Raw genomic sequence first — 20003 nt, forward strand, 5'->3', positions numbered from 1 at the left:
ATAGGCGGGGGGACCGACAGTCCCGCTCACCGGAGCCTCACCCGGCCCGTGCGAGGCTGGGCCCGACCGACATGAGAGCGAGGAGCCGCTGTTGCCGCGCCATCACAAGTCTGGCCGGTCGCTCGGCGTGCTGGTCCCCGTCGTGTTGCTGACGGTCAGCGCCTGCGCGGTCGGCCCGTCGGTGCGCCCGGTGATCGCGGTCAACGACGGGTCCCAGCCCACCAGCGGCCACGCCCCCGCCGCGGCCGGGCAGCTGCCGCCGCTGGACACCCCGCAGAGCTCGTCGATCTCCTGGTCGGACTGCACCTCGTCGACCAAGCAGCGGATGCCGGAGACCGCCACCTCGCTGTCGTTCCAGTGCGGGCGGATCACCACCCCGCTGGACTCCCCCGGCCAGCCCGGCGTTGGCGACGTGTCGATCGCTCTGCTCAAGGCCGGCACCGGTCCGATCCCGCTGGTCGTGGTCAACGACGCCACCGGCGTGCCGGGCACGCTGTACGCGGCGCAGCTGGCCGCGAAGCTGCCGGCCGAGTTGCTCCAGAAGTTCTCGCTGGTCGGCATGGACCGCCGGGGCACCGGCGCGTCCGACCCGGCCCAGTGCGTGCCGAGCTCGGCGCGGGCCGAGATCGTCGGCTACGACCCGAACGACACCCAGCTCGACGACCTGCTGGCCGCGGCCAAGCGGGCCAGCCAGGAATGCGTGCTGGAGCTGGACGACCGGCTACAGGCGATGGACAGCTGGCGCACCGCCGAGGACCTCGACCAGCTGCGCGGCGCGCTGGGCGTGGAGCGGCTCAACGCCATCGGGCACGGCGAGGGGTCGCGGGTGCTGACCCTGTACGCCGACCGGTACGGCAGCCACACCGGCCGGCTGGTGCTGGACGGCTCGCCCGACCCGATCCTGGACCCGCCGACCGCGGCGCAGGCGGCGGCGATGGGCGCGGAGGCGACGTTCGACGCGTTCGCCGCGTCGTGCCGGACCCGCGGCTGCTCGCTCGGCGCGGACCCCAAGCAGGCGCTGCTCTCGCTGCTGGCCAAGCTGCGGCAACACCCCAGGACCAGCCCGCTGTCGGCCGGCGAGGCCCTGCACGCGGTGCTGATGGGGTTGGCCGACCGGTCCGCGTGGCCGGCGCTGGCCGACGCGATCACCGCGGCCCTGAGCAACAACTTCGACGCGCTGGCCGCGTTCGTGCAGCCGCTGTCCTCGGTGGTGGGCAACGACCCGCCGTTGCTGGACACGCAGCTCATCACCGGATGCAACGACGTGCAGATGCGGCTGCCCCCGGAGCAGATCAGCGGCATGGTGTCGGACTGGTCGAAGAAGGCCCCGCTGTTCGGCGGCCTGTTCGCGCAGCAGCTGCTGCTGTGCACCTCATGGCCGGTGCCGGCGCAACAGCTGCCGACCCCGAGCGGGCACAACGCGCCGCCGATCCTCGTGCTGAGCACGGCCGACGACCCGGTCACGCCGGAGGACGGCACGCAGCGCACCGCGCACCAGCTCGCCTCGGGCGTGCTGGTCAGCTGGGAGGGCGGCGGGCACGGAGCCCTCGGTCAGTCCCCGTGCGCCACCGCCGCTGCGCAGCACTTCCTGGTCGACGCCCAGATCCCGACGGACGGCACCGCCTGCCCGCCGTGAGCGACGACCTCGGGTCAGCTCCAGCCAGAGGTCAGCTACAGCTGGAGCAGCATCCGCAGCCGGGGCCCGTGCAGCTTCCGCAGCAGCTGCAGCCACCCAGCTCAGGCGTCTTGTCGTCCATGAGGACCTCCCCGTAATCGAACGGACCAGCATGGATGACGGTATTTCCGTGCGCGGGCCCGGGAACACCGCTACGCGAGCGACCCCCGGCTCACTCGAACGCCCGGCGCGATCGATTCACGGATAGCGATACGTGACCAAAAAAGAGTGGGGACTCCCCGAAAGGAATCCCCACCCTGTGCTATGGCCGACGAATCAGCCGGCCAGCTCCTCGAGCGCCTTCTGGGCCGCCTCCAGCTCGGCGCGCAGCTGCTCGACCTTGGCGGTCTGCTGCTCGCGGGCCTGGTCGAGGATCGACTCGATGGACTCGGCGACCTCGGGGTGCAGCGCCTTGGCGGCCTGCCCGACCACGGCCGGCGTCACCGGCAGCGCCCGCAGGGCCTTCTTCTTGGCCGCGACCACGTCCACGGTCCAATCCCCGTCGATGCTGCCGCTGATGGTGATGACCACGTCGGCGACGCGGGTCTTCTTGGCGGTGCTCGCCGCCGGGCGGGGCTTCTTGACCGGCGCCTCCTCCACGGCGGCGGTGTCGCCCGCGGCGACCTCCTCGGGCGTCTCGGTGGTGGTGTTCTCGATCTCCGACATTCTCTGCTCCATGGAGGGACGGGATACCGCTGGTACCTCTGCTGGCGAACGCTTGCGTCCGGGCCGTTCGAGCGTCAGCTCGCTCGGCGAGAAGGACAGCTCATCGTGCGAGCCGGCCGGTCGGACCTGGATGAAGTCGCCCTCGACCGGATCGCTGAGCCCGACCACCCTGGCCGATCGGCCCGCCTCGACCCCGACCGCGTCGGCGGTGAACCACACGGTGGGCTCGCGGCCCCGGACGAGCTCGTCACGAAGGTGCTCGACGTCCTCGTCGGACAGCGAGCCTGGTTGCGCCATCTCAATTCTCCTCGATGCGTGCAGGGCTGGGCACCGGGGTGGCACACACCGTGACGACCACGCGGCCCGGCGTTGCTGCCGCCCGGCAACCTAGCAGTAGGGGCGGGCGCCCCTCACCGGCTCCGTCCGAAAGGCGACGCAGACGTTAGCACACGTGTTCGAAGACCCACTCAGGACTCGCGCAGCCGGTACTCCCAGCCGAACTGGTCGCAGTGGTGCAGGTCGTAGTGGTGCTCGATCTTCGGCCCGTCGTGCAGGTGCACGTGGGTGATCGTCGGCCGGGCCTCGTCGATCGGCCGGCTCCAGATCTCCTCGCGGCCGTCGAGCGGGCCGCCGACGAAGCGGGCCACATACGGAATCGTCACGGACGGCCCTCCTCGCGGCTCGTCGGGGTTAACGCTGACTCCATGGTAAACGGCGGGCACCGCGTTGGAGAGGGCGATCACACTGACGTCTCAACACATTTTCCCCGCAGGTCATCGGCTGGAACGACGATGTTCCCGACTGTCAAGGGGCGAGACGGACATGATACGCCAACGTCTGCACTTATTGTCCACAAAGGAATTGCAAGGCGGTGATTCAGTCGGGCCGGGCCTTGCTCGGCTGCACCCGCTTCGGCTCGCCGGCCATTTTGGGATAGTCGGGCGGATAGGGCATCTCGCCGCGCTCGTCGCCGGCGTACCAGTCCAGCAGCGTCTCCAGGCCGAAGGCCTCGTCGTCGATGCCGGCCAGGGCGTCCCCGTGCTCGGCCAGCCAGCCCGGCGCGGTCAGCACGTCGAAGTCGTTCGGGTCAACCGAGGGCAGCTTTTCCCAGGTCAGAGGCATGGACACGGTCGCGCGCGGAGTGCCCCGCACCGACCAGGCCGAGGCGATCGTGCGGTCCCGGGCCGCCTGGTTGTAGTCCAGGAACACCCGCTCGCCGCGCTCCTCCTTCCACCACGCCGTGGTCGCCCGGTCGGGGATCCGCCGCTCCACCTCGCGGCCGAGCGCGATCACCGCGTGCCGGACGTCGATGAAGTCCCACTCCGGGCGGATCCGGGCCAGCACGTGGATGCCCCGCCCGCCCGAGGTCTTCGGGAAGGCCCTGATGCCCAGCTCGTCCAGCACGTCCTTGAGGACCAGCGCCACCCGCACCGCGTCGCCGAAGTCGGTGCCCGGCTGCGGGTCGAGGTCGATGCGCAGCTCGTCCGGGTGGTCCACGTCCGGGCGGCGCACCGGCCACGGGTGGAAGTCGAAGGTGCCCAGGTTCGCCGCCCAGGCCAGCACCGCCGGCTCCGTCGGGCACACCTCGTCGGCCGTGCGGCCCGAGGGGAAGGTGATCCGCGCCGTCTGCACCCACTCCGGCGCGCCCTTGGGGATTCGCTTGGCGTAGAAGGCTTCCCCGGTCACGCCGTCCACGTATCGCTTCAACGTGGTCGGACGCTCGCCCACCGCCCGCAGCAGCGGCTCCGCCACCGCCACGTAGTACTCCACCACCTGCCGCTTGGTGATGCCGCGGTCCGGGAAGTACACCTTGCTCGGGCTGGACACCCGCACGGTGCGCTCGCCCACCTGCAACTCGATCGCCTCGGCCACGGCAGCACCCTATGCCGGCCCAGGTCACAGCGCCGCGTGTTTCGCGTCCAGCGTCGTCAGCAGCGCCTGGAGGGCCAGCTCGAAGCTGTCGTTGTCCACCTCCTCGGCGTGCTGGCGCAGCAGGTGGGCCTGGTTGAGGTGCGGATACCGCTCCACGTAGAGCTGGGCGTCGTCGGAGAAGCCGGCGGCGAAGGAGCTGGTGGCCGCGCCGATGACGACGTACTTCACCGCCGCGCCGATCATCGTCGCCTCGCGCGGCGGCCAGCCGGCGCCGATCAGGCCGCCGTGGACGGCGTCGGCCATGCGCAGGGAGGCGTCGCGGCGATCGGGGCCGCGGGAGACGAACGGCACCATGTTCGGGTGCTCGGCCAGCACGGCGCGGTAGGACCGGGCCCAGCGGACCAGGCCCTCGCGCCAGCCGGCGGCGAAGCCCCCGACGTCCACGCGGCCGATGATCTCGCTGGCCACCGCGGTGAGCAGGTCCTCCTTGGTGGCGACATGGCTGTAGAGGGACGCGGCCTGCACGCCGAGCTCGGCCGCCAGCTTGCGCATGGACAGCGCGTCCAGGCCGTCCCGGTCGACCAGCGCCAGCGCCGCGGCGCGGATGCGCGCCGGGCTGAGGATCGGGGTGTGCGGTCTTGGCATCGGCACCTCCTGGGCGTACATTTAAAACTAACACCGTAAGGTTTAGCCAGAGGGAATGCGACAGGGGACGGTTGTGGACTTCTCACTCAGCGACGAGCAGCGGGAGATCAGGGACTGGGTGCGCACCTTCGTGCGCAAGGAGGTCATGCCGCTGGAGCCGGAGGTGCTGCGGCGGGAACGCCTCGGGCAGCCCGGCCTGACCGCCGAGGAGTCCCACGACCTCCAGCTCAAGGCCAAGGAGGCCGGCTTCTGGGGCGTGCTGACGCCCGAGGAGTACGGCGGCATGGGGCTGGACGCGGTGACCGCCGCCCTCATCGAGGCCGAGCTGGGCCGCTCCTTCGTGCCGTTCTCGTTGGGCGGCAAGGCCGACAACATCCTCTTCCACGCCAACGCCGAGCAGCGGGAGCGCTACCTGCTGCCGACCATCGCCGGCGACCGCAAGTCGTGCTTCGCGATCACCGAGCCCGGCGCCGGCTCGGACGCCCGCAACATCCGCACCTCGGCCCGCAAGGACGGGGCCGAGTGGGTGATCAACGGCGAGAAGACGTTCATCACCGGCGGCAACGAGGCCGACTTCGTGATGGTCTTCGCCGTCACCGACAAGGAGAAAGGCGCCAACGGCGGCGTCACCTGCTTCCTGGCCGACCGGGACATGGGCTGGAAGTCCGAGTACATCGACACCATGGGCGAGTGGGGCCCGGCCGCGCTGATCTTCGAGGACGTGCGGGTGCCCGAGGAGAACATCCTCGGCGAGGTCGGGCAGGGCTTCCGGCTGGCCATGCAGTGGATCGGGCAGGGCCGCTACCTGCTGCCGGCGCGGGCCATCGGCGCGACCGAGCGGCTGGTGGAGATGGCCATCGAGCAGGCCAAGACCCGCGTCACCTTCGGGGAGCCGATCGCCGAGCGACAGGCTATCCAGTGGATGCTGGCCGACTCCGCCGTGGAGATCGAGGCGCTGCGCTGGCTGGTGCTGCACGCCGCGTGGCAGGTCGACCAGGGCGTGGACTCGCGGCAGGCGCAGTCCATGGCCAAGCTGTACGGCGGCGTCAAGGCCAACGAGATCGTGGACCGGGTGCTGCAGATCCACGGCGGCATGGGCTACACGCGGGAGCTGCCGGTCGAGCGCTGGTACCGGGAGCTGCGGCTGCTGCGCATCTACGAGGGCACCGACGAGATCCAGCGGCGGACCATCGCCCGCAACCTGCTCAAGGGGCACGCCAAGGTCGGCGGCTACCTCGGGTGATCGACCTCGGCATTCTGGGCGTCGTCGAGGGTCCTTGGCGCAAGTCGTGGACCTCCGACGACGCCCTACGCTACGCCGTCGGCGTCGGCGCCACCGAGCCGGCCTTCACAACCGAGAACTCCTCAGGTGTGGCCCAGCAGGCGCTGCCGACGATGGCGTTGGCCCTGACCCACTTCACCGAACCCGAGCAGGTCTTCGGCGATGTCGACAAGTCGCTGATCCTGCACGCCGAGCAGTCCCTCACCCTGCACCGGCCACTGCCCGTGGCCGGCACGGTCGAGGTTCGCCGTCGCGTCACCGACATCTTCGACAAGGGCTCCGGGGCCCTGGTCGTCAGCCGAGTCGACGCCGTGCTGCCCTCCGGCGAGCCCGCCTTCTCCGCCGTGTCCTCGGCTTTCCTGCGCGGCGAAGGCGGTTTCGGCGGCCCGCGCGGCTCCTCCTCCCGTGAGCCGCTGCCTGCCCGCTCCCCCAATTCCCGGCTGGAATTCACCACCGCCGCCAACCAGGCGCTGATCTACCGTCTTTCCGGCGACCGCAATCCCCTGCACAGCGACCCCGTTTTCGCCGCCCAGGGCGGATTCCCGCGGCCCATCCTGCACGGGCTGTGCACGTACGGCATCGCCTGCCGGCTGCTCGTCGGCGCCTTCGCCGACGGCGACGCCCATCGGGTGCTCGGCATGGCCGGCCGCTTCACCGCCCCGGTGACTCCCGGCGATGTGCTGGTGATCGACGCATGGCGGGACCGGGACGGCGTCACCTTCCGCACCAGCACCGCCGCCGGCACCGTCGTGATCGACAACGGCCGGCTGTCGCTCCACCCTCCCGAGCAACCGGCCACCTTGACGTAGAACGGGCGAGCCTCAAGGACTTCCTTCACTTGGGTCACCGACAGGGGCTTGCTCTCGGGGACAGGCTCGCCGGTCAGCAATTCGGCGGCGTGGCGCACCGCGTGCCGATAGGCGACCCGATCGCTCTGGAGGACAGCACCGCGTCGCCACTGCTCAAGGATCGTGAACAGGGCCATCAGGTCCAGGTCTTCTTGGCATCGGCCAGTGCCTGCGCGTACGCGGCGTCGAATGGGGGTCCGAACTGTTCGAGGGTATGTGAGCATGTGTCATCGAACGTGTGTTTGAATGAGCGCGTGAAGCTGGCCGAGTGGGCACGGTCGTTCGGGGTGCGTCCCCAGACGGCGTACCGGTGGTTGCGGGAGGACCGGATGCCTGCGCCCGCTCGCCGGTTGTCGTCGGGAACGATCGCGGTCGACCCGCCCGAGGCCCGTCTGCGCGGCCAGAGCGGGGCCCGTGACCGGGCGATGCGCGCAGTCACCGCGACCACACACGAGCACGGCGAGGCCGCCGAGTGACCACCGTCCTTCAGGCATACCGGTTCGCGTTGGACCCCACCCCACCGCAGGAGGAGGCGTTGCGGTCGCACTGCGGCGGGCAGCGCTACGCCTACAACTGGGGCCTGGCACGGGTCAAGGCGAACCTCGGACAGCGCGACGCTGAACGCTCCTACGGCCTGGCCGACGATCAGCTCACCCGGTCGGTGTCGTGGTCGGCCTACAGCCTGCGCAAGCACTGGAACCAGGCCAAGCACGAGATCGCCCCGTGGTGGGGTGTGAACTCGAAGGAGTCCTATGCGTCGGGTCTGGCCAACCTCGCCACCGCCTTGAGCAACTGGGCGGACTCCCAGCGCGGCCACCGGCACGGCCGCAGGCTCGGGTTCCCTCGGTTCAAGGGGAAGCGGTCCGGGTTGTCGTGCCGGTTCACGACCGGCGCGTTCGGCCTGGCTAGCGACCGCCGGCATGTGCGGCTGCCCCGCTTCGGCCTGATCCGCACGCACGAGTCCACCCGAAAACTCGCCCGCCATGTCGAGCGCGGCACGGCCCGTGTCCGCTCGGCGACCGTCTCGCACCGGGCGGGGCGCTGGTTCGTGTCGTTCTCGGTGGAGATCAGCCGGGTCGACCCCGCACCGAGGCGGCCCGACACGGTGGTGGGCATCGATCTCGGGATCACGTCGCTGGCGGTGCTCTCGACCGGCCAGACCATCCCAAACCCGCGACACCTGGAGGCAGCCCAGCGGGAGTTGCGGCGGTTGCAGCGGCAAGCGAGTCGTCGGCAGGGCCCGGACACGCGAACCCGGCGGCCGCCGTCACAGCGGTGGCGCAAGACCCAGGCCCGTGTCGCGCGGCTGCACGCTGCGGTCGCGAACGCTCGTCGGGATGGGCTGCACAAGCTGACCACGGGGCTGGTGCGTGCCCACGGCCACGTGGTGATCGAGGATCTGAACGTGGCCGGCATGGTCCGCAACCGGCGGTTGGCCCGGCATATCGCGGGTATCGGCATGGCCGAGCTGCGCCGTCAGATCGAGTACAAGGCCCGGTGGGCGGGTGTGCGTGTGCACGTCGCTGACCGCTGGTATCCCAGTTCCAAGACGTGTTCGGCCTGTGGCGTGGTGAAAGCCAAGCTGCGCCTGTCCGACCGCGTGTACCGCTGCCAGGCATGTGGTCTGGTCCTGGACCGGGACCTCAACGCCGCGCGCAACCTCGCAGCGCTGGCGCGCCGCGAGGCGTCCTCCCCGAGTTGCGGGGCGACGGTAAACGAGCCCGATGGAAACCCAGGTAAGACCCGCGCTACGCGGGCAACGGGTACTGCCACGGGAAGACCCGCACCGGTTGGTGCGGGTCAACGCCGACGCGGCAACGCGTAGGCTGCCTGAACACGGTGGACCCAGGTTCACTCACACTTCAGGTAACGGTTGGCGTGCTACGAGAGCAGCAGCCGCCACCAGGCGCGGCGCGGCGGCGCCAGATGTCCCTGTGCCACCAACCAAAGCGCGAACTGCTCGGCATCCTGCCGCGCCCGCACGCCGACGGCCTTGGGATGGCCGGCGGCGTACTCGGCGAACAGGGGGCCGAAGCGGTCGCCGAGCGAGTCGGCGAGGTCGGGCCGCAGGCGCCAGGTGACGCGGCCACGCTTGGACAGCAGGGCCCGGGCCTGCGCCCGGATCCGAGCGTCGTCGAAGCCGGCCGGCGTGGGCGCGCCGGCCAGCAAGGCCCGGAGCAGCTCGGCCTGCTGGGCGGCGAGCAGTTCGCGACTCACGCCAGCACGGCGCGGATGGCCGCGAGCTCGGCGGCGAGCTCCTCGTCGGCGGGATAGTCGTCGTCCCGTTCCAGCAGCACGCCGGGCGGGTCGACGCGGGCGCAGAGATCGCCGAGCAGGTCGAGCACGGCGTCGGGCATCGCGTGGGCATGGGTGTCGTGGTAGAGGCCGTCGCGCTCGACGCCGCCGGCGACATGCACGTAAGCCAAGCGCTCCAAGGGAAGCGTGGCCAGGAACTCGGCGGGATCGGTGCCGATGTTGCGCGCGTTGGCATACAGGTTCGCGACGTCCACGAGCAGCCGGCAGTCGGTCCGCTCGACCAGCTCGGCCAGGAACTGCCCCTCGGTCAGCTCGGCGCCGGGCCAGTCGATCAGCGCCGCCACGTTCTCCAACGCCAGCGGCACGGGCAGTTCCCGCTGCGCCTGCCGCACGTTGGCCACGAGCACGTCCAGGGCTTCCTTCGTCCGCGGCAACGGCATCAGGTGCCCGGCGTCCAGCCCGCCGGCCCGCACGAAGCAGACGTGGTCGCTGACCAGCGGCGCGTCCACGGCCCGGGCCACGGCCGCGAGGTGCTCGACCCGGGCCATGTCCAGCGGCTCGGCCCCGCCGAGCGAGAGGGACACGGCGTGCGGCAGCACCGGCACGCCGCGCTTTCCCAGCAGCCGCAACGACTCCGGCACGTCGCCGGGGTCGACGTTCTCGGCGACGACCTCGACGAAGTCGACATCAGGCAGCCGCTCGACGGTCAGATCGATCTCCGGCCGCCACCCGATGCCGACCCCGAGCCGCGGGGATGAGGTCACCCGCCGCATCCGCCACCTCCCCCGCCACCGCCACCTCCGCAGCCGCCGCCCCCGCCTCCGCAGCCGCCGCCTCCACCCCCGAAGAAGAAGCCACCGGCGGCCGCTCCCGTGTCGGAGCCGGTCAGCTGACGGCGCCGTGGTGGCGTCGTGGATTTCTGGAGCGCCAAGGCGATCCGCGCGTCGGGGTACTCGCCCACGCCGTCGAGGGCGACGGCAGTGGCGGCGTCGGTCACGGGTGCCCGCCGGAATTCCCGCAGGGCCCGATCGCCGGCGAAGGTGCGCAGGTGCCGGCCGCGCCGGAAGTTCAGCAGGATCACGCCGAGCACGATCGTGCCCAGCAGCGCCGCGGTCAGCAGCCCGATGGCCCGGCCCAGGTAGAAGCCGTTGCCCCAGCGGACGATCCCGACCAGCAGCACGAGCAGCAGCGGCAGGGTCGAGGCGCGTCGGTACCGCGTGGCGATGTGCGGCGGCACGAGCAGCCCGAGCTCGGCGAGCTCGTGGCCGATGTTCCACAGCGCGGGCCGGGTCCGCAGGTACTCGGTGATGGCCCGCAGCGTGTGGCTGGAGGTCACGCGCATGAGCACCTGGGCGCCGACGGCGCTGGGCCGGGCGTCGGCCCCGGTGGCCCGCAGCAGGCCGCCGCTGTCGGCCCGCAGCGCGCCGGCGGCCAGCAGTTCGGCCACGGCGGTCTCGACCGCCCGCTCCGGGCCGCCGGCGAGAAAGCCGGTCTCGACCGCCGTCGGCCGGAGCGCGAGATTCCCGGCGCCCGACAATTTCGGCAGAATTTTGATCACCACGGCCAGTGCGAGCGCGCAGCCGAGGCCGATGAAATACCATTCCAGGAACTGTTCACCGGACAGTCCCCAAGGTTGATCGCCCATCCCCCACCCCCGTAGGGTCCGCTAACCCGATCTGGATCGGGCGCACCGGAAATGCGCCGCGCACCGAGGTCACCGGGCCCCGCGGCCGACCCCCAGCCAGCCGCGGAGCCCGGCGACACCCCCGGTCCCGCCGACCCCTCCCCAGGTGTCGGCGGCGTTGACGTCGTCGCCCCTCCGCCTTTTCACGGCATCGGGTGCGCATATCGTGGGCGCGTCGAAATGTGCGGGCAAGGCCTCTTGAGGAAGGCTTAGGGTCGACCGCTCAGGCTTCGTCCGTCTGGGGGACGAGGCGGAGAGAAATGCTGTTGATGCAATACCTCTGGTCCGTCGGCGTGGGGTAGCCCTCGCCCTCGAACACGTGCCCGAGGTGGCTGTGGCAGGTGGCGCACAGGACCTCGACGCGCACCATGCCCAGGGTCCGGTCCTCGCGCAGGATCACGCGGTCGCCGGCCAGCGGCGAGAAGAACGACGGCCAGCCGCAGTGCGAGTCGAACTTGGTGTCGCTGCGGAACAGCTCGGTCCCGCAGGCGCGGCACTCGTAGACTCCGGTGGTCTTGGTGTCGGTGTACTCGCCCACCCACGGCCGCTCGGTGCCGGCCTCACGCAGCACGGCGTACTCCTGCGGGGTCAGCTCGGCCCGCCACTCCTGCTCGGACTTGACGACCTTGGGGGTGGTTGCGACGACTGGTTCCATGTTCACCAGTTTATGGATCCGGTCAGGCCGAAACCATTACGAAGGCAGGACGGAGCTCACCGACGCGGACCCCGTGCCCCAGCACCGCAACGTCGGCCACCGACGCGATCGCGTCCACGTCGACACCCAGCCGGCGCAGCGCGGCCACCAGCACCACCGGCCGGGCCCGGCTGGAGCCGTCGGCGATCTTGACCGCCACTGCCGAACCGTCCGGCAGGCCGATGCCGTACACGCCCTCGGCGCCGTCCTTGGCGACCGCGCCGGGCAGGCCGCGCATCAGCTCGGTGACGTCACGGCCGGTGCCGCCGACCCACTCGGGGTGCCGGCTCATCGCGCGGGCGACGCGATGCTCGGGAGAGCCGGCGGGGGCGGCGGCGAGCCGGCCGAACGCGCGGGCCAGGCCGGTCAGCGTGATCGCGAACAGCGGGGCCCCGCAGCCGTCGACGCCGATGGCGCCGACGGGTTCGCCGGCCAGGTCCTCCAGGGCGGCGCGGGCGGCCAACTGGAGGGGGTGGTCGGCATCCAGGTAGTTCTCGGTCGGCCAGCCGTTGGCGACGCAGGTCGCGAGCATCGCCGCGTGCTTGCCGGAGCAGTTCATGTAGATCGGGGCCTTGCCGCCGCCGGCGGCGAGGACGTCGGCCTTGGCCTGCTCGCCCAGCGGCAGGTCGGCCGTGCACTGCAGGTCGTGCTCGGTGAGGCCGGCGCCGGCCAGGATGCGGCGCACGCCCTCGATGTGGAACGGCTCGCCGGAGTGGCTCGCGCAGGCCAGGGCCAGCAGCTCGCCGTCGAGGTCGAGGCCGCTGCGCACCATCGCCAGCGCCTGGAACGGCTTGTTGGACGAGCGGGGGAAGGTCAGGTCGTCGGGCTGGCCGACGGCGAACACCTGCTTGCCGTCGCCGTCCACCGCGACCACCGAGCCGTGGTGCACCGACTCGAGGAAGTCGCCCCGCCACACCTCAGCGACGAGCTCGTGCACAACCGGCCTCCTCAACTCGACAGTCACTGCCAACTGTCGACAGTTAACAACTTGCTCGGTGCTGTTGTAAAGGCGGATGTTCATCACATGAGCGTCGACCTGCCCGTGCACACCAGCTTGGCCGGCCAGACCGTGACGGCGCTGCGGGAGCTGGTGCTGACCGGTGAGATCGCCGCCGGGGAGCGGGTCAACGAGGTCGGCCTGGCCCAGCGGCTCGGCATCAGCCGGGGCCCGCTGCGGGAAGCGATCCGGCATTTGGCCAGCGAGGGCCTACTGGTCCTGACCCCCAACCGCGGCGCGCACGTGCCGGTGGTCGACGACATGGACGTGCACGCCCTGTTCGAGCTGCGCTCCGCGCTGGAGTGCGCCGCCGCCCGGCTGGCGGCCGAGCGCCGCACCGACGACGACCTCACACGGATGCGGCAGGTCAGCGCGGCCTCCCGGGCCGCATTCACCACCGGCGAGTTCCCGTACCGGCTGGACCTGGCGTTCCACAAGGCGCTGCTGGACGCCGCCCGCAGCCCGCTGGTGGCCGAGCAGGTGCGCCTGGCCCAGCAGCGGGTCATCCTGCTGCGCGCGGCCAAGGAGGTGGCCTTCTCCCACGAGCGGGCCTCCATGGACGACCACGACACCCTCATCGACGCCCTGGAGGCCCAGGACGCGGACCGGGCAGCACAGGTGATGTCCACCCACCTCGACCGCGTCCGCGATCAGCTGCTCACCGGGCGGTAGCGCCACAACGGTGCACGCCGACCACACGACGGTAGACGCGCCACCCGAGCACCAGGCCGAGCGCCTGCACGAACGGTCCGAGCACGTCCACCGCACCCAGGGCGACGGCCTGGCCGGACAGGAACAGCGACAGCCGAACGGTCAGCAGCACCAGGCCCAACCCGTACCAGGCCAGGGTGCCCATGGCGAAGGCCCGGCGGCGCACGCCGCAACGACGCCAGCTGTTTCCCTCGCCGGTGACCATGGCGACCGCCACACCCAGCAGCGGCCAGCCCAGCATCAGCAGCACCGGCGTCGCCACCGCCACCAGGCTTTCCACCGTCAGGCCGGGCAGGTAGAAGTTCACGGCCCGATCAGTGCCGGCGGCCAGCGCGCCCGCCACCCCGAGAACGCCGATGACCGCCAGGGCCCGCCACACGGATTCCCGCCGCGCCAGCCGGTAGGCCCCGACCCCGATCCCGATCGTCAGGGCCACCGGCAGCGCGACGCCGATCCGATGCGTGAGCGCAAAACCCACCGTGTACCCGAACGCCGGCAGCACGTCGATCACCAGGCTCCGCAACCGTTCTCGGGCGGCGGCGCGGACCACAGCGGTGTCGTCGACCTCGGCGGCCATGCCACTCCCATCGGGTCCGTCCGGCTGGTGCGTGGTCCAGCCAACCGGGCCCCGCTGACCTCCCCCGGACAGAACCCTGACAGTTTCCGGACGGCTACCACCAGGCGGCCGGATCGCCTCCGGCCGTCCGACCTTGGGCTCGGTGCCAGAGAATTCCTTGCGACCCAAGAAATCCAGCCAGACATCGTTGACCCGCAGGTGCCGTTCACTGCGAAAAGTGCCGCCGCCCGAACGGCGACGGCACTGTCCACATCGGACCAATCCCGGTCGGACCTCAGATGTCGGGGGTGATCCGCATGGCGACGGAGGGCTTGGGGTCGATGCCGTCGACGAAGGTTTCGCCGCACACCAGCCAGCCCTCGGCCCCGGCCAGGAGCTTGGCGGTGGCTTCGGCGGCCTCGGCGGACCAGGTGGCGCCGTGGCCGTCGGCGACGGCGGTGCCGGGGGCGCCGGCGGCCAGCCATTCGCGGTACTCGGGCGGGAAGGCCTCCCGCATGCTGATGTGGCCGTCCTCAGGGGCGACGAGGTTGCGCTGGAGCATGCGCATGGCCAGGGCGTAGCGCTCGACCCAGTGCTGGTGGAAGTCGAAGCCCCGCAAGGCCTTGCCGGCGGCGGCGCCCTTGGCGTCGATACGGCTGATGGTCTCGGGCGGCATGGTCAGGTTGAAGCCGCCCTCGCCGTCGGTCAGCTTGATCTGCTGGATCCGGTCGCGGAATCCGGGCAGCCGGGCCTGCATGGTGTCGTGCCAGTTCAGCCCGGCCGACAGGATGGCCCCGAGATAGCCCAGCAGCCCGGGCCGGTCCTCCTCGCGGGTGGGGTCGACGGGCGGCTGGTCGCCGACCGAGGACGGGACCTTGGGCCCGAAGTACAGCCCGAACGTGGGCCGCGTGGGCAGCCACGCGTCGAAGAACTGGATCGGGAAGTTGCTGGAGATGCCGCCGTCGGCGAACCAGTGCCGGGCCACGGTCTCGCCGTCGACCGTCCACAGTGGAACGGCGGACAGCAGCACCGGGAAGGTCAGGCTGATCCGGGTGGCCACCAGCACCGGCAGGTCGTCGGTGGGCAGCGTGCGCAGCTCGCCGGCCCCGGGATAGACCACGGGGCTGATCCGCGCCAGGTGGTCGAGCACCTCGTCCGGGAACAGCTTGCGCCACTCGTCCAGGTTGAACAGGTAGTGCACGTCGGAGTACGACTCGTTGGGCAGCCGCACCGGCCGCCCGCCGGTGACGTCGGTGGTCATCAGCTGCAGGTTGATGCCCTTGGCCTTCAGGTCGGTGAAGGTCAGCGGGTCGGCGACGTCCTTGCCGGCGATGATCTGGATCTGCCGGTGCAGCCAGTCGGCCAGCGCCTCGGGGTCGCGCGGGCCCTGCCGGTGCCCGATGACCATGCCGTAGTTGTTGTCGGGCAGGCTGCGCACCAGCCGGACCACCGACCAGGCCAGCGCCAGGGTCAGCCCCAGGGCGCCGGTGATCAGCATGCCGATCACGAACACGACCCAGCCCTCGACGCCGATGCCGCCCAGGGTTCCGCCGGCGCTGGACACCAGCAGCCAGCCCAGGCCGAACGCGACGGCGATGGACAGCAGCCACGGCAGGAACAGCCACCGCACCAGGCCCCACAGGTAGGTGATGGCCTTCGCGCCGGTGGTGCGCTTGGCCTGCGCCGCCAGCAGGATCCGGAACACCGGCTCGGCCTGCCTGCTCGGCCGGAACTGCTCGACGATCAGGCCGGGCTGCTGCAACTGCGTGCGTAACGCCTCGAGCCGCTCGAAGCCGCCGCTGTCGCGGGCGTACTCGGCGGCGGCGGTCACCGCGGCCGCCATCGCCCCGGCCGACGCCCCGCCGATGGAGCGGAACCGGAACTGCTTGTACAACTCGAGCACCGCGGCCGGATAGGCGACCCCGCTGGTGATTCCGCCCTGCATCACCAGGTCGCACTCGGTCGGGCTAGCCGGGATCCCCCCGGGATTGGTCATGACCGACACCTCGCTAAGCCGTTCGCACCAAGGCTAGTGATCTTGCGCGTCGGAGGAGAAGAGGGATCGGCCGGTGGCTGGATACCGGGCCCGGCGTCCAGCCACCCTCCTCGTCACGGAAGATTGGCCACCAGTTCGGCCGCCGGGACCCGGGTGCCGGTGTAGAACGGGATCTCCTCGCGCACGTGCCGGCGGGCCTCGGTCTCCCGCAGGTGGCGCATGAGGTCGACGATCCGGTGCAGGTCATCGGCCTCGAAGGCGAGGATCCACTCGTAGTCGCCCAGGGCGAACGCGGACACGGTGTTGGCCCGCACGTCGGTGTAGTCCCTGGCGGCCTTGCCGTGGTCGGCGAGCATCTTGCGGCGCTCGTCCTCGGGCAGCAGGTACCACTCGTAGGACCGCACGAAGGGGTACACGCAGAGGTAGTCCTTGGGCTCCTCGCCGGCCAGGAACGCCGGGATGTGGCTCTTGTTGAACTCGGCCGGCCGGTGCAGCGCGACCTGGCTCCACACCGGCGTCGACGCCCGGCCGACGGCGGTGGTGCGGCGGAAGTTCGTGTAGGCGGCCTGCACCTGCTCGATCTCCTCGGCGTGCCACCAGATCATGTAGTCGGCGTCGGCGCGCAGGCCGGCCACGTCGTACACGCCCCGGACCACCACGCCCTTGCTCTCCAGGGAGTCGAGGTACTCCTGGGCCTCGGCCGCCGCCGGCCCGCGGTCCTCGCCGAGCCGTCCGGGTTCGGCGCGGAACACCGACCACATGGTGTAGCGGATGGTGTCGTTCAACTCGGTGTAGTTCAAGCGGGCCATGACCCCATGGTCCCACCGGCCGTGCGGTGGCGGCCCAGGAGGTGGGCAGCGACACGGGCGGCCGCCGCCTGCGAGGTGGCGATGCACGCCGGCACGCCCACGCCGTGCAGGGTCGCCCCGGCCACGGCCAGGCCCGGCAGCTCGTTGACGGCGGTCTCGATGGCGTTGACCCGGTCCAGGTGCCCGACCCCGTACTGCGGCAGGCCGCCGCCCCATCGGGTGACCACGGAGTCGATCGGCGCGGCGGTGACGCCGGTCAGCTCGGCCAGGTCGGCCCGCACGGCCCGGACCAGGTCCTCGTCGTCGACCTGGAGCGCGGCGGCCTCGCCGGCCTTGCCGACCGAGCCTCGGATGACCAGGGTGTCCGCGCCGTCCAGGTGCGCCCACTTGCGGCTGGAGTACGTGAAGGCCTTGGCGGTGAACCTGGTGCCGTCGGCCCACTGGTCGTCGCCGGCGATGAGCACGCCGGAGTTCTGCGGCACCGCCGCGTCGGCCGGCAGCACGAGCGAGACCACGGCCATGGACGCCAGCTCGATGCCGCCGAACGCGGCGGCGGCGACCGGCGCGACGTCGGCCAGCAGCTTGGCGGCGGCCGGCGCCGGCACGGCCAGCACCACGCCGTCGACGTCGAGGGCGTGGTCGCCGAACTCGACGGTCCAGCCGGCCTCGCGGCGGCGTAGCCGCTGGACCGGCCGTCCGAACTCGATGGTGGCGTCGGCGAGCTTGGCCAGCCGGTCGGTCAGCGAGCCGAGGCCGTCGCGCAGGGTGCCGAACACCGGCGGCCGCTTGGCCCCCTGCTGCGGCGGCGCGGGCACGAGCGAGGCCGCGGCGGCGATCAGCGAGCCGGCCCCGCGGTCCAGCGCGCCGGCCAGCGGGGCCATGGTGGCGCGCAGGCTCAGGCCGTCGGCGTGCCCGGCGTAGACGCCGCCGAGCAGCGGGTCGACCAGCCGGTTGGTGACCTCGGGGCCGAACCGCTCACGCAGCAGCTTGCCGACCGAGACGTCCTCGCCGTCGAGGTGGATCGGCGGCAGCGCCGGCTCGTGGGCCACCCGGGCCACGGCGTTGTCGGACAGCACGCCCCGGACCGCGTCGGCCGAGGCCGGCACGCCCTGGAAGGTGTGCCCGGGCAGCGGGTTGATCCGACCGCCGGCCCGCACGGTCGCCCGGGCCTCGGTCGGGTGCGTCAGCTCGTCGCCGAGGCCGATCTCGTTGATCAGCTCGGTGGCCTCGCCGCGCCGGGCCAGGAAGGCCTCGGCGCCGACGTCGTAGGACCGGCCGCCCAGCTCCACGGTGCGGAGCTTGCCGCCGACCCGGTCCGTCTGCTCGATGACGGTGATGGTGGCCAGCGGCCCGAGCAGCTTGCGCAGCCGGTAGGCGGCGGCCAGGCCGGACACGCCGGCCCCGACGACAGCGACATGGGGCTCGGTCATGACAGCGCGTGCACCAGCTCGGTCACGCGGGTGACGACCTCGGGATCGGTGTCCGGCAGCACGCCATGGCCGAGGTTGAAGATGTGCCCGGCGGCGGCCTTGCCCTCGGCGTGGATCCGGCGCACCTCCTTCTCCAGCACCGGCCAGTCGGCGAACAGCAGCGCCGGGTCGAGGTTGCCCTGCACGACCGGAGCCGGCCCGTCGGGGCGGGCGGCGGTCAGCCGGCGCACGGCCTCGTCCAGCGGGATCCGCCAGTCCACGCCGACCACGTCGGCCCCGGCGTCGCGCATGGCCACCAGCAGCTCGCCGGTGCCGACGCCGAAGTGGATCCGCGGGATGCCGGCGTCACGCAGGCTGTCGAACACCCGGGTGGAATGCGGCAGCACGTATTCGCGGTAGTCGCGCTCGGACAGCGCGCCGGCCCACGAGTCGAACAGCTGCATCGCGTCGATGCCGGCCTCGACCTGCACGCGCAGGAACTCGGTGGTGATACCGGCCAGCTTGCCCAGCAGGGCGTGCCACACGTCGGGCGCGCTGTGCATCAGGGCCTTGGTGCGCTCGTGGTTCTTGCTGGGGCCGCCCTCGATCATGTACGAGGCCAGCGTGAACGGCGCGCCGGCGAAACCGATCAGCGGCGTGTCGCCCAGCGCGGCGGTCAGCAGGCGGATGGTGTCGGCGACCGGGGCCACCTGCTCGGCGGTCAGGTCGGGCAGCGCGTCCACGTCGGCCTTGGTGCGCACCGGGTTGGCCACCACCGGTCCGACGCCGCCGACGATCTCCACGCCGATCCCGGCGGCATAGAGCGGGACGACGATGTCGCTGAACAGGATGGCCGCGTCCACGCCGTGCCGGCGGACCGGCTGCATGGTGATCTCGCAGGCCAGGTCGGGGGTCAGGCACGACTCGAGCATCGCGATGCCTTCGCGCACCTTGCGGTACTCCGGCAGCGAGCGGCCGGCCTGCCGCATGAACCAGACGGGGGTCCGCGACGGCACGCCGCCTCGGGCCGCGACCAGCAGGGGAGCGTCTGAGAGGTCGCGGCGGACCGGGACCGGAGCAGTGTTCGTCATGGCCTTTCCATCGTGCCACGCGGCCGGATTCGTTTGTCACGGAGTCGTCTCGGGCATGCGGAATCCGTCGTGTCGTGCGGGCCTTCGGCGCGCGATTGCCCGTAAGGTCACCGGATGTGACCGGGATGTCGGAGGAGCCAGCGCTGTTCCGGCAGGCAGTGGAAGCGCTCAGGTCGGTGCGTCCTCGACCGGAGGTCGAACTGGCTGAAGTCCGTGCGCCACAGCGATTGGCGCCGTGGTCGTTCGCCTTCAGCGCGGAAGCCAACGGGCCTGCCGACGAGATCGCCAGCGGACGGCTGGTGCTGCTGCACGACCCGGAGGGCGAGCAGGCCTGGGGCGGTGTGCTGCGGGTGGTCGCCTTCGTCCGGGCCGAGCTGGACGCCGAGCTGGCGGTCGATCCGCTGCTGCCGGCGGTGGCCTGGTCCTGGCTGACCGACGCGCTGGAGGGCTCGTCGGCCAAGTGGACGGCGCTGGGCGGCACCGTCACCCAGAACTCGTCGGCCCGCTTCGGCGACATCTCCGGCCCGGCCCGCACCGACGACCTGGAGCTGCGCGCGTCGTGGACGGCCACCGACGCGGAGCTGACCGCCCACGGCGAGGCCTTCTGCGAGCTGCTGTCCAGCACCGTCGGCCTGCCCCCGGTGGGCGTCACCCTCTTCAGCCAACGCCAGTCCAGCCTCTGACCCCCCGCCCCCTCCACGATCTCTTCCCCGACGCTTGGAAGGGGGCCTTCCTCCACTCGGAGTGGAGGAAGGCCCCCTTCCAAGCGGGGGGGGTGGTGGGCGCGGGGGGGGGGGGGGGTCGCGGGGGGT

At 71.7% G+C, this 20003-nt stretch carries 21 protein-coding genes and 1 pseudogene; 7 read left to right on the forward strand and 15 right to left on the reverse strand.

Going from position 1 to position 20003, the window contains the following annotated elements:
• The first annotated feature begins 91 nt into the window (after positions 1-91).
• Complete coding sequence (locus ACIG5F_RS47235) at positions 92-1636, forward strand: alpha/beta fold hydrolase (protein ID WP_396526922.1); 1545 nt, start codon at positions 92-94, stop codon at positions 1634-1636.
• Positions 1637-1951: 315 nt separating this feature from the next.
• Here ACIG5F_RS47235 and ACIG5F_RS47240 read toward each other — a convergent pair whose 3' ends face one another.
• The 4 genes from ACIG5F_RS47240 to ACIG5F_RS47255 all read right to left on the reverse strand — a co-directional run bounded on the left by ACIG5F_RS47240 (position 1952) and on the right by ACIG5F_RS47255 (position 4858).
• Positions 1952-2638: a DUF6319 family protein gene (locus ACIG5F_RS47240; RefSeq protein ID WP_396526923.1), complete on the reverse strand. Its 687-nt coding sequence runs from the start codon at positions 2636-2638 to the stop codon at positions 1952-1954.
• 170 nt (positions 2639-2808) lie between these two features.
• Positions 2809-3003, reverse strand: coding sequence for a hypothetical protein (locus ACIG5F_RS47245; protein ID WP_396526924.1), 195 nt, complete (start codon positions 3001-3003; stop codon positions 2809-2811).
• Between the two features lie 214 nt (positions 3004-3217).
• Complete coding sequence (gene ligD / locus ACIG5F_RS47250) at positions 3218-4213, reverse strand: non-homologous end-joining DNA ligase (protein ID WP_396526925.1); 996 nt, start codon at positions 4211-4213, stop codon at positions 3218-3220.
• 24 nt (positions 4214-4237) lie between these two features.
• Complete coding sequence (locus ACIG5F_RS47255; protein ID WP_396526926.1) at positions 4238-4858, reverse strand: TetR/AcrR family transcriptional regulator; 621 nt, start codon at positions 4856-4858, stop codon at positions 4238-4240.
• Positions 4859-4931: 73 nt separating this feature from the next.
• On the opposite strand from ACIG5F_RS47255, the gene ACIG5F_RS47260 reads away from it, so the two are divergent.
• Positions 4932-6101, forward strand: coding sequence for an acyl-CoA dehydrogenase family protein (locus ACIG5F_RS47260; RefSeq protein ID WP_396526942.1), 1170 nt, complete (start codon positions 4932-4934; stop codon positions 6099-6101).
• Positions 6098-6949 carry a MaoC/PaaZ C-terminal domain-containing protein gene (locus ACIG5F_RS47265; protein ID WP_396526927.1) on the forward strand — a complete coding sequence of 284 codons (852 nt, stop codon included), beginning with the start codon at positions 6098-6100 and terminating at the stop codon, positions 6947-6949. Before ACIG5F_RS47260 ends, ACIG5F_RS47265 begins: the two co-directional genes overlap by 4 nt.
• 32 nt (positions 6950-6981) lie before the next feature.
• Here the strand turns inward: ACIG5F_RS47265 and ACIG5F_RS47270 are convergent.
• Positions 6982-7212: pseudogene (locus ACIG5F_RS47270) on the reverse strand (DUF6247 family protein); the annotation flags it as partial.
• Between the two features lie 30 nt (positions 7213-7242).
• On the opposite strand from ACIG5F_RS47270, the gene ACIG5F_RS47275 reads away from it, so the two are divergent.
• Both ACIG5F_RS47275 and tnpB read left to right on the forward strand, forming a co-directional pair.
• The gene (locus tag ACIG5F_RS47275) at positions 7243-7464 is read left to right on the forward strand and encodes a hypothetical protein (RefSeq protein WP_396526928.1); all 222 of its coding nucleotides are present in this window, start codon (positions 7243-7245) and stop codon (positions 7462-7464) included.
• Positions 7461-8813, forward strand: a complete 1353-nt coding sequence (tnpB, locus tag ACIG5F_RS47280; protein WP_396526929.1) for an IS607 family element RNA-guided endonuclease TnpB — start codon at positions 7461-7463, stop codon at positions 8811-8813. Before ACIG5F_RS47275 ends, tnpB begins: the two co-directional genes overlap by 4 nt.
• Before the next feature lie 56 nt (positions 8814-8869).
• On the opposite strand, the gene ACIG5F_RS47285 is transcribed toward tnpB, so the two are convergent.
• The 5 genes from ACIG5F_RS47285 to ACIG5F_RS47305 all read right to left on the reverse strand — a co-directional run bounded on the left by ACIG5F_RS47285 (position 8870) and on the right by ACIG5F_RS47305 (position 12559).
• Positions 8870-9205 (reverse strand): hypothetical protein, encoded by a 336-nt coding sequence (locus tag ACIG5F_RS47285; protein WP_396526930.1) that lies wholly within the window; start codon positions 9203-9205, stop codon positions 8870-8872.
• Positions 9202-10017, reverse strand: a complete 816-nt coding sequence (locus tag ACIG5F_RS47290; RefSeq protein ID WP_396526931.1) for a DUF692 domain-containing protein — start codon at positions 10015-10017, stop codon at positions 9202-9204. The genes ACIG5F_RS47285 and ACIG5F_RS47290 overlap by 4 nt, the downstream gene beginning before the upstream one ends.
• The gene (locus tag ACIG5F_RS47295; protein ID WP_396526932.1) at positions 10005-10889 is read right to left on the reverse strand and encodes a TIGR04222 domain-containing membrane protein; all 885 of its coding nucleotides are present in this window, start codon (positions 10887-10889) and stop codon (positions 10005-10007) included. The genes ACIG5F_RS47290 and ACIG5F_RS47295 overlap by 13 nt, the downstream gene beginning before the upstream one ends.
• A gap of 262 nt (positions 10890-11151) precedes the next feature.
• Positions 11152-11583 carry a peptide-methionine (R)-S-oxide reductase MsrB gene (gene msrB, locus ACIG5F_RS47300; protein ID WP_396526933.1) on the reverse strand — a complete coding sequence of 144 codons (432 nt, stop codon included), beginning with the start codon at positions 11581-11583 and terminating at the stop codon, positions 11152-11154.
• 22 nt (positions 11584-11605) lie between these two features.
• Entirely contained in the window at positions 11606-12559 is a 954-nt protein-coding gene (locus tag ACIG5F_RS47305) for an asparaginase (RefSeq protein ID WP_396526934.1), read from the reverse strand.
• A gap of 87 nt (positions 12560-12646) precedes the next feature.
• Between ACIG5F_RS47305 and ACIG5F_RS47310 the strand changes: the two genes are divergently transcribed.
• Positions 12647-13291: a GntR family transcriptional regulator gene (locus tag ACIG5F_RS47310; protein WP_396526935.1), complete on the forward strand. Its 645-nt coding sequence runs from the start codon at positions 12647-12649 to the stop codon at positions 13289-13291.
• On the opposite strand, the gene ACIG5F_RS47315 is transcribed toward ACIG5F_RS47310, so the two are convergent.
• From ACIG5F_RS47315 to hemE, 5 genes are all read right to left on the reverse strand, one after another.
• Positions 13278-13907 carry a DUF3159 domain-containing protein gene (locus ACIG5F_RS47315; protein ID WP_396526936.1) on the reverse strand — a complete coding sequence of 210 codons (630 nt, stop codon included), beginning with the start codon at positions 13905-13907 and terminating at the stop codon, positions 13278-13280. The genes ACIG5F_RS47310 and ACIG5F_RS47315 overlap by 14 nt on opposite strands.
• A 274-nt stretch (positions 13908-14181) precedes the next feature.
• Positions 14182-15882, reverse strand: a complete 1701-nt coding sequence (locus ACIG5F_RS47320) for a hypothetical protein (RefSeq protein ID WP_396526937.1) — start codon at positions 15880-15882, stop codon at positions 14182-14184.
• 113 nt (positions 15883-15995) lie between these two features.
• Positions 15996-16691: a hydrogen peroxide-dependent heme synthase gene (hemQ, locus tag ACIG5F_RS47325; RefSeq protein ID WP_396526938.1), complete on the reverse strand. Its 696-nt coding sequence runs from the start codon at positions 16689-16691 to the stop codon at positions 15996-15998.
• Positions 16679-18121 carry a protoporphyrinogen oxidase gene (hemG, locus tag ACIG5F_RS47330; protein WP_396526939.1) on the reverse strand — a complete coding sequence of 481 codons (1443 nt, stop codon included), beginning with the start codon at positions 18119-18121 and terminating at the stop codon, positions 16679-16681. The genes hemQ and hemG overlap by 13 nt, the downstream gene beginning before the upstream one ends.
• Positions 18118-19191, reverse strand: coding sequence for a uroporphyrinogen decarboxylase (gene hemE / locus ACIG5F_RS47335; protein ID WP_396526940.1), 1074 nt, complete (start codon positions 19189-19191; stop codon positions 18118-18120). The genes hemG and hemE overlap by 4 nt, the downstream gene beginning before the upstream one ends.
• A 125-nt stretch (positions 19192-19316) precedes the next feature.
• On the opposite strand from hemE, the gene ACIG5F_RS47340 reads away from it, so the two are divergent.
• The gene (locus tag ACIG5F_RS47340; RefSeq protein ID WP_396526941.1) at positions 19317-19874 is read left to right on the forward strand and encodes a DUF3000 domain-containing protein; all 558 of its coding nucleotides are present in this window, start codon (positions 19317-19319) and stop codon (positions 19872-19874) included.
• The last annotated feature ends 129 nt before the right edge of the window (positions 19875-20003 follow it).

The organism is Kutzneria sp. NPDC052558, from assembly GCF_044547355.1.
In the GTDB taxonomy this organism is placed as follows: domain Bacteria; phylum Actinomycetota; class Actinomycetes; order Mycobacteriales; family Pseudonocardiaceae; genus Kutzneria.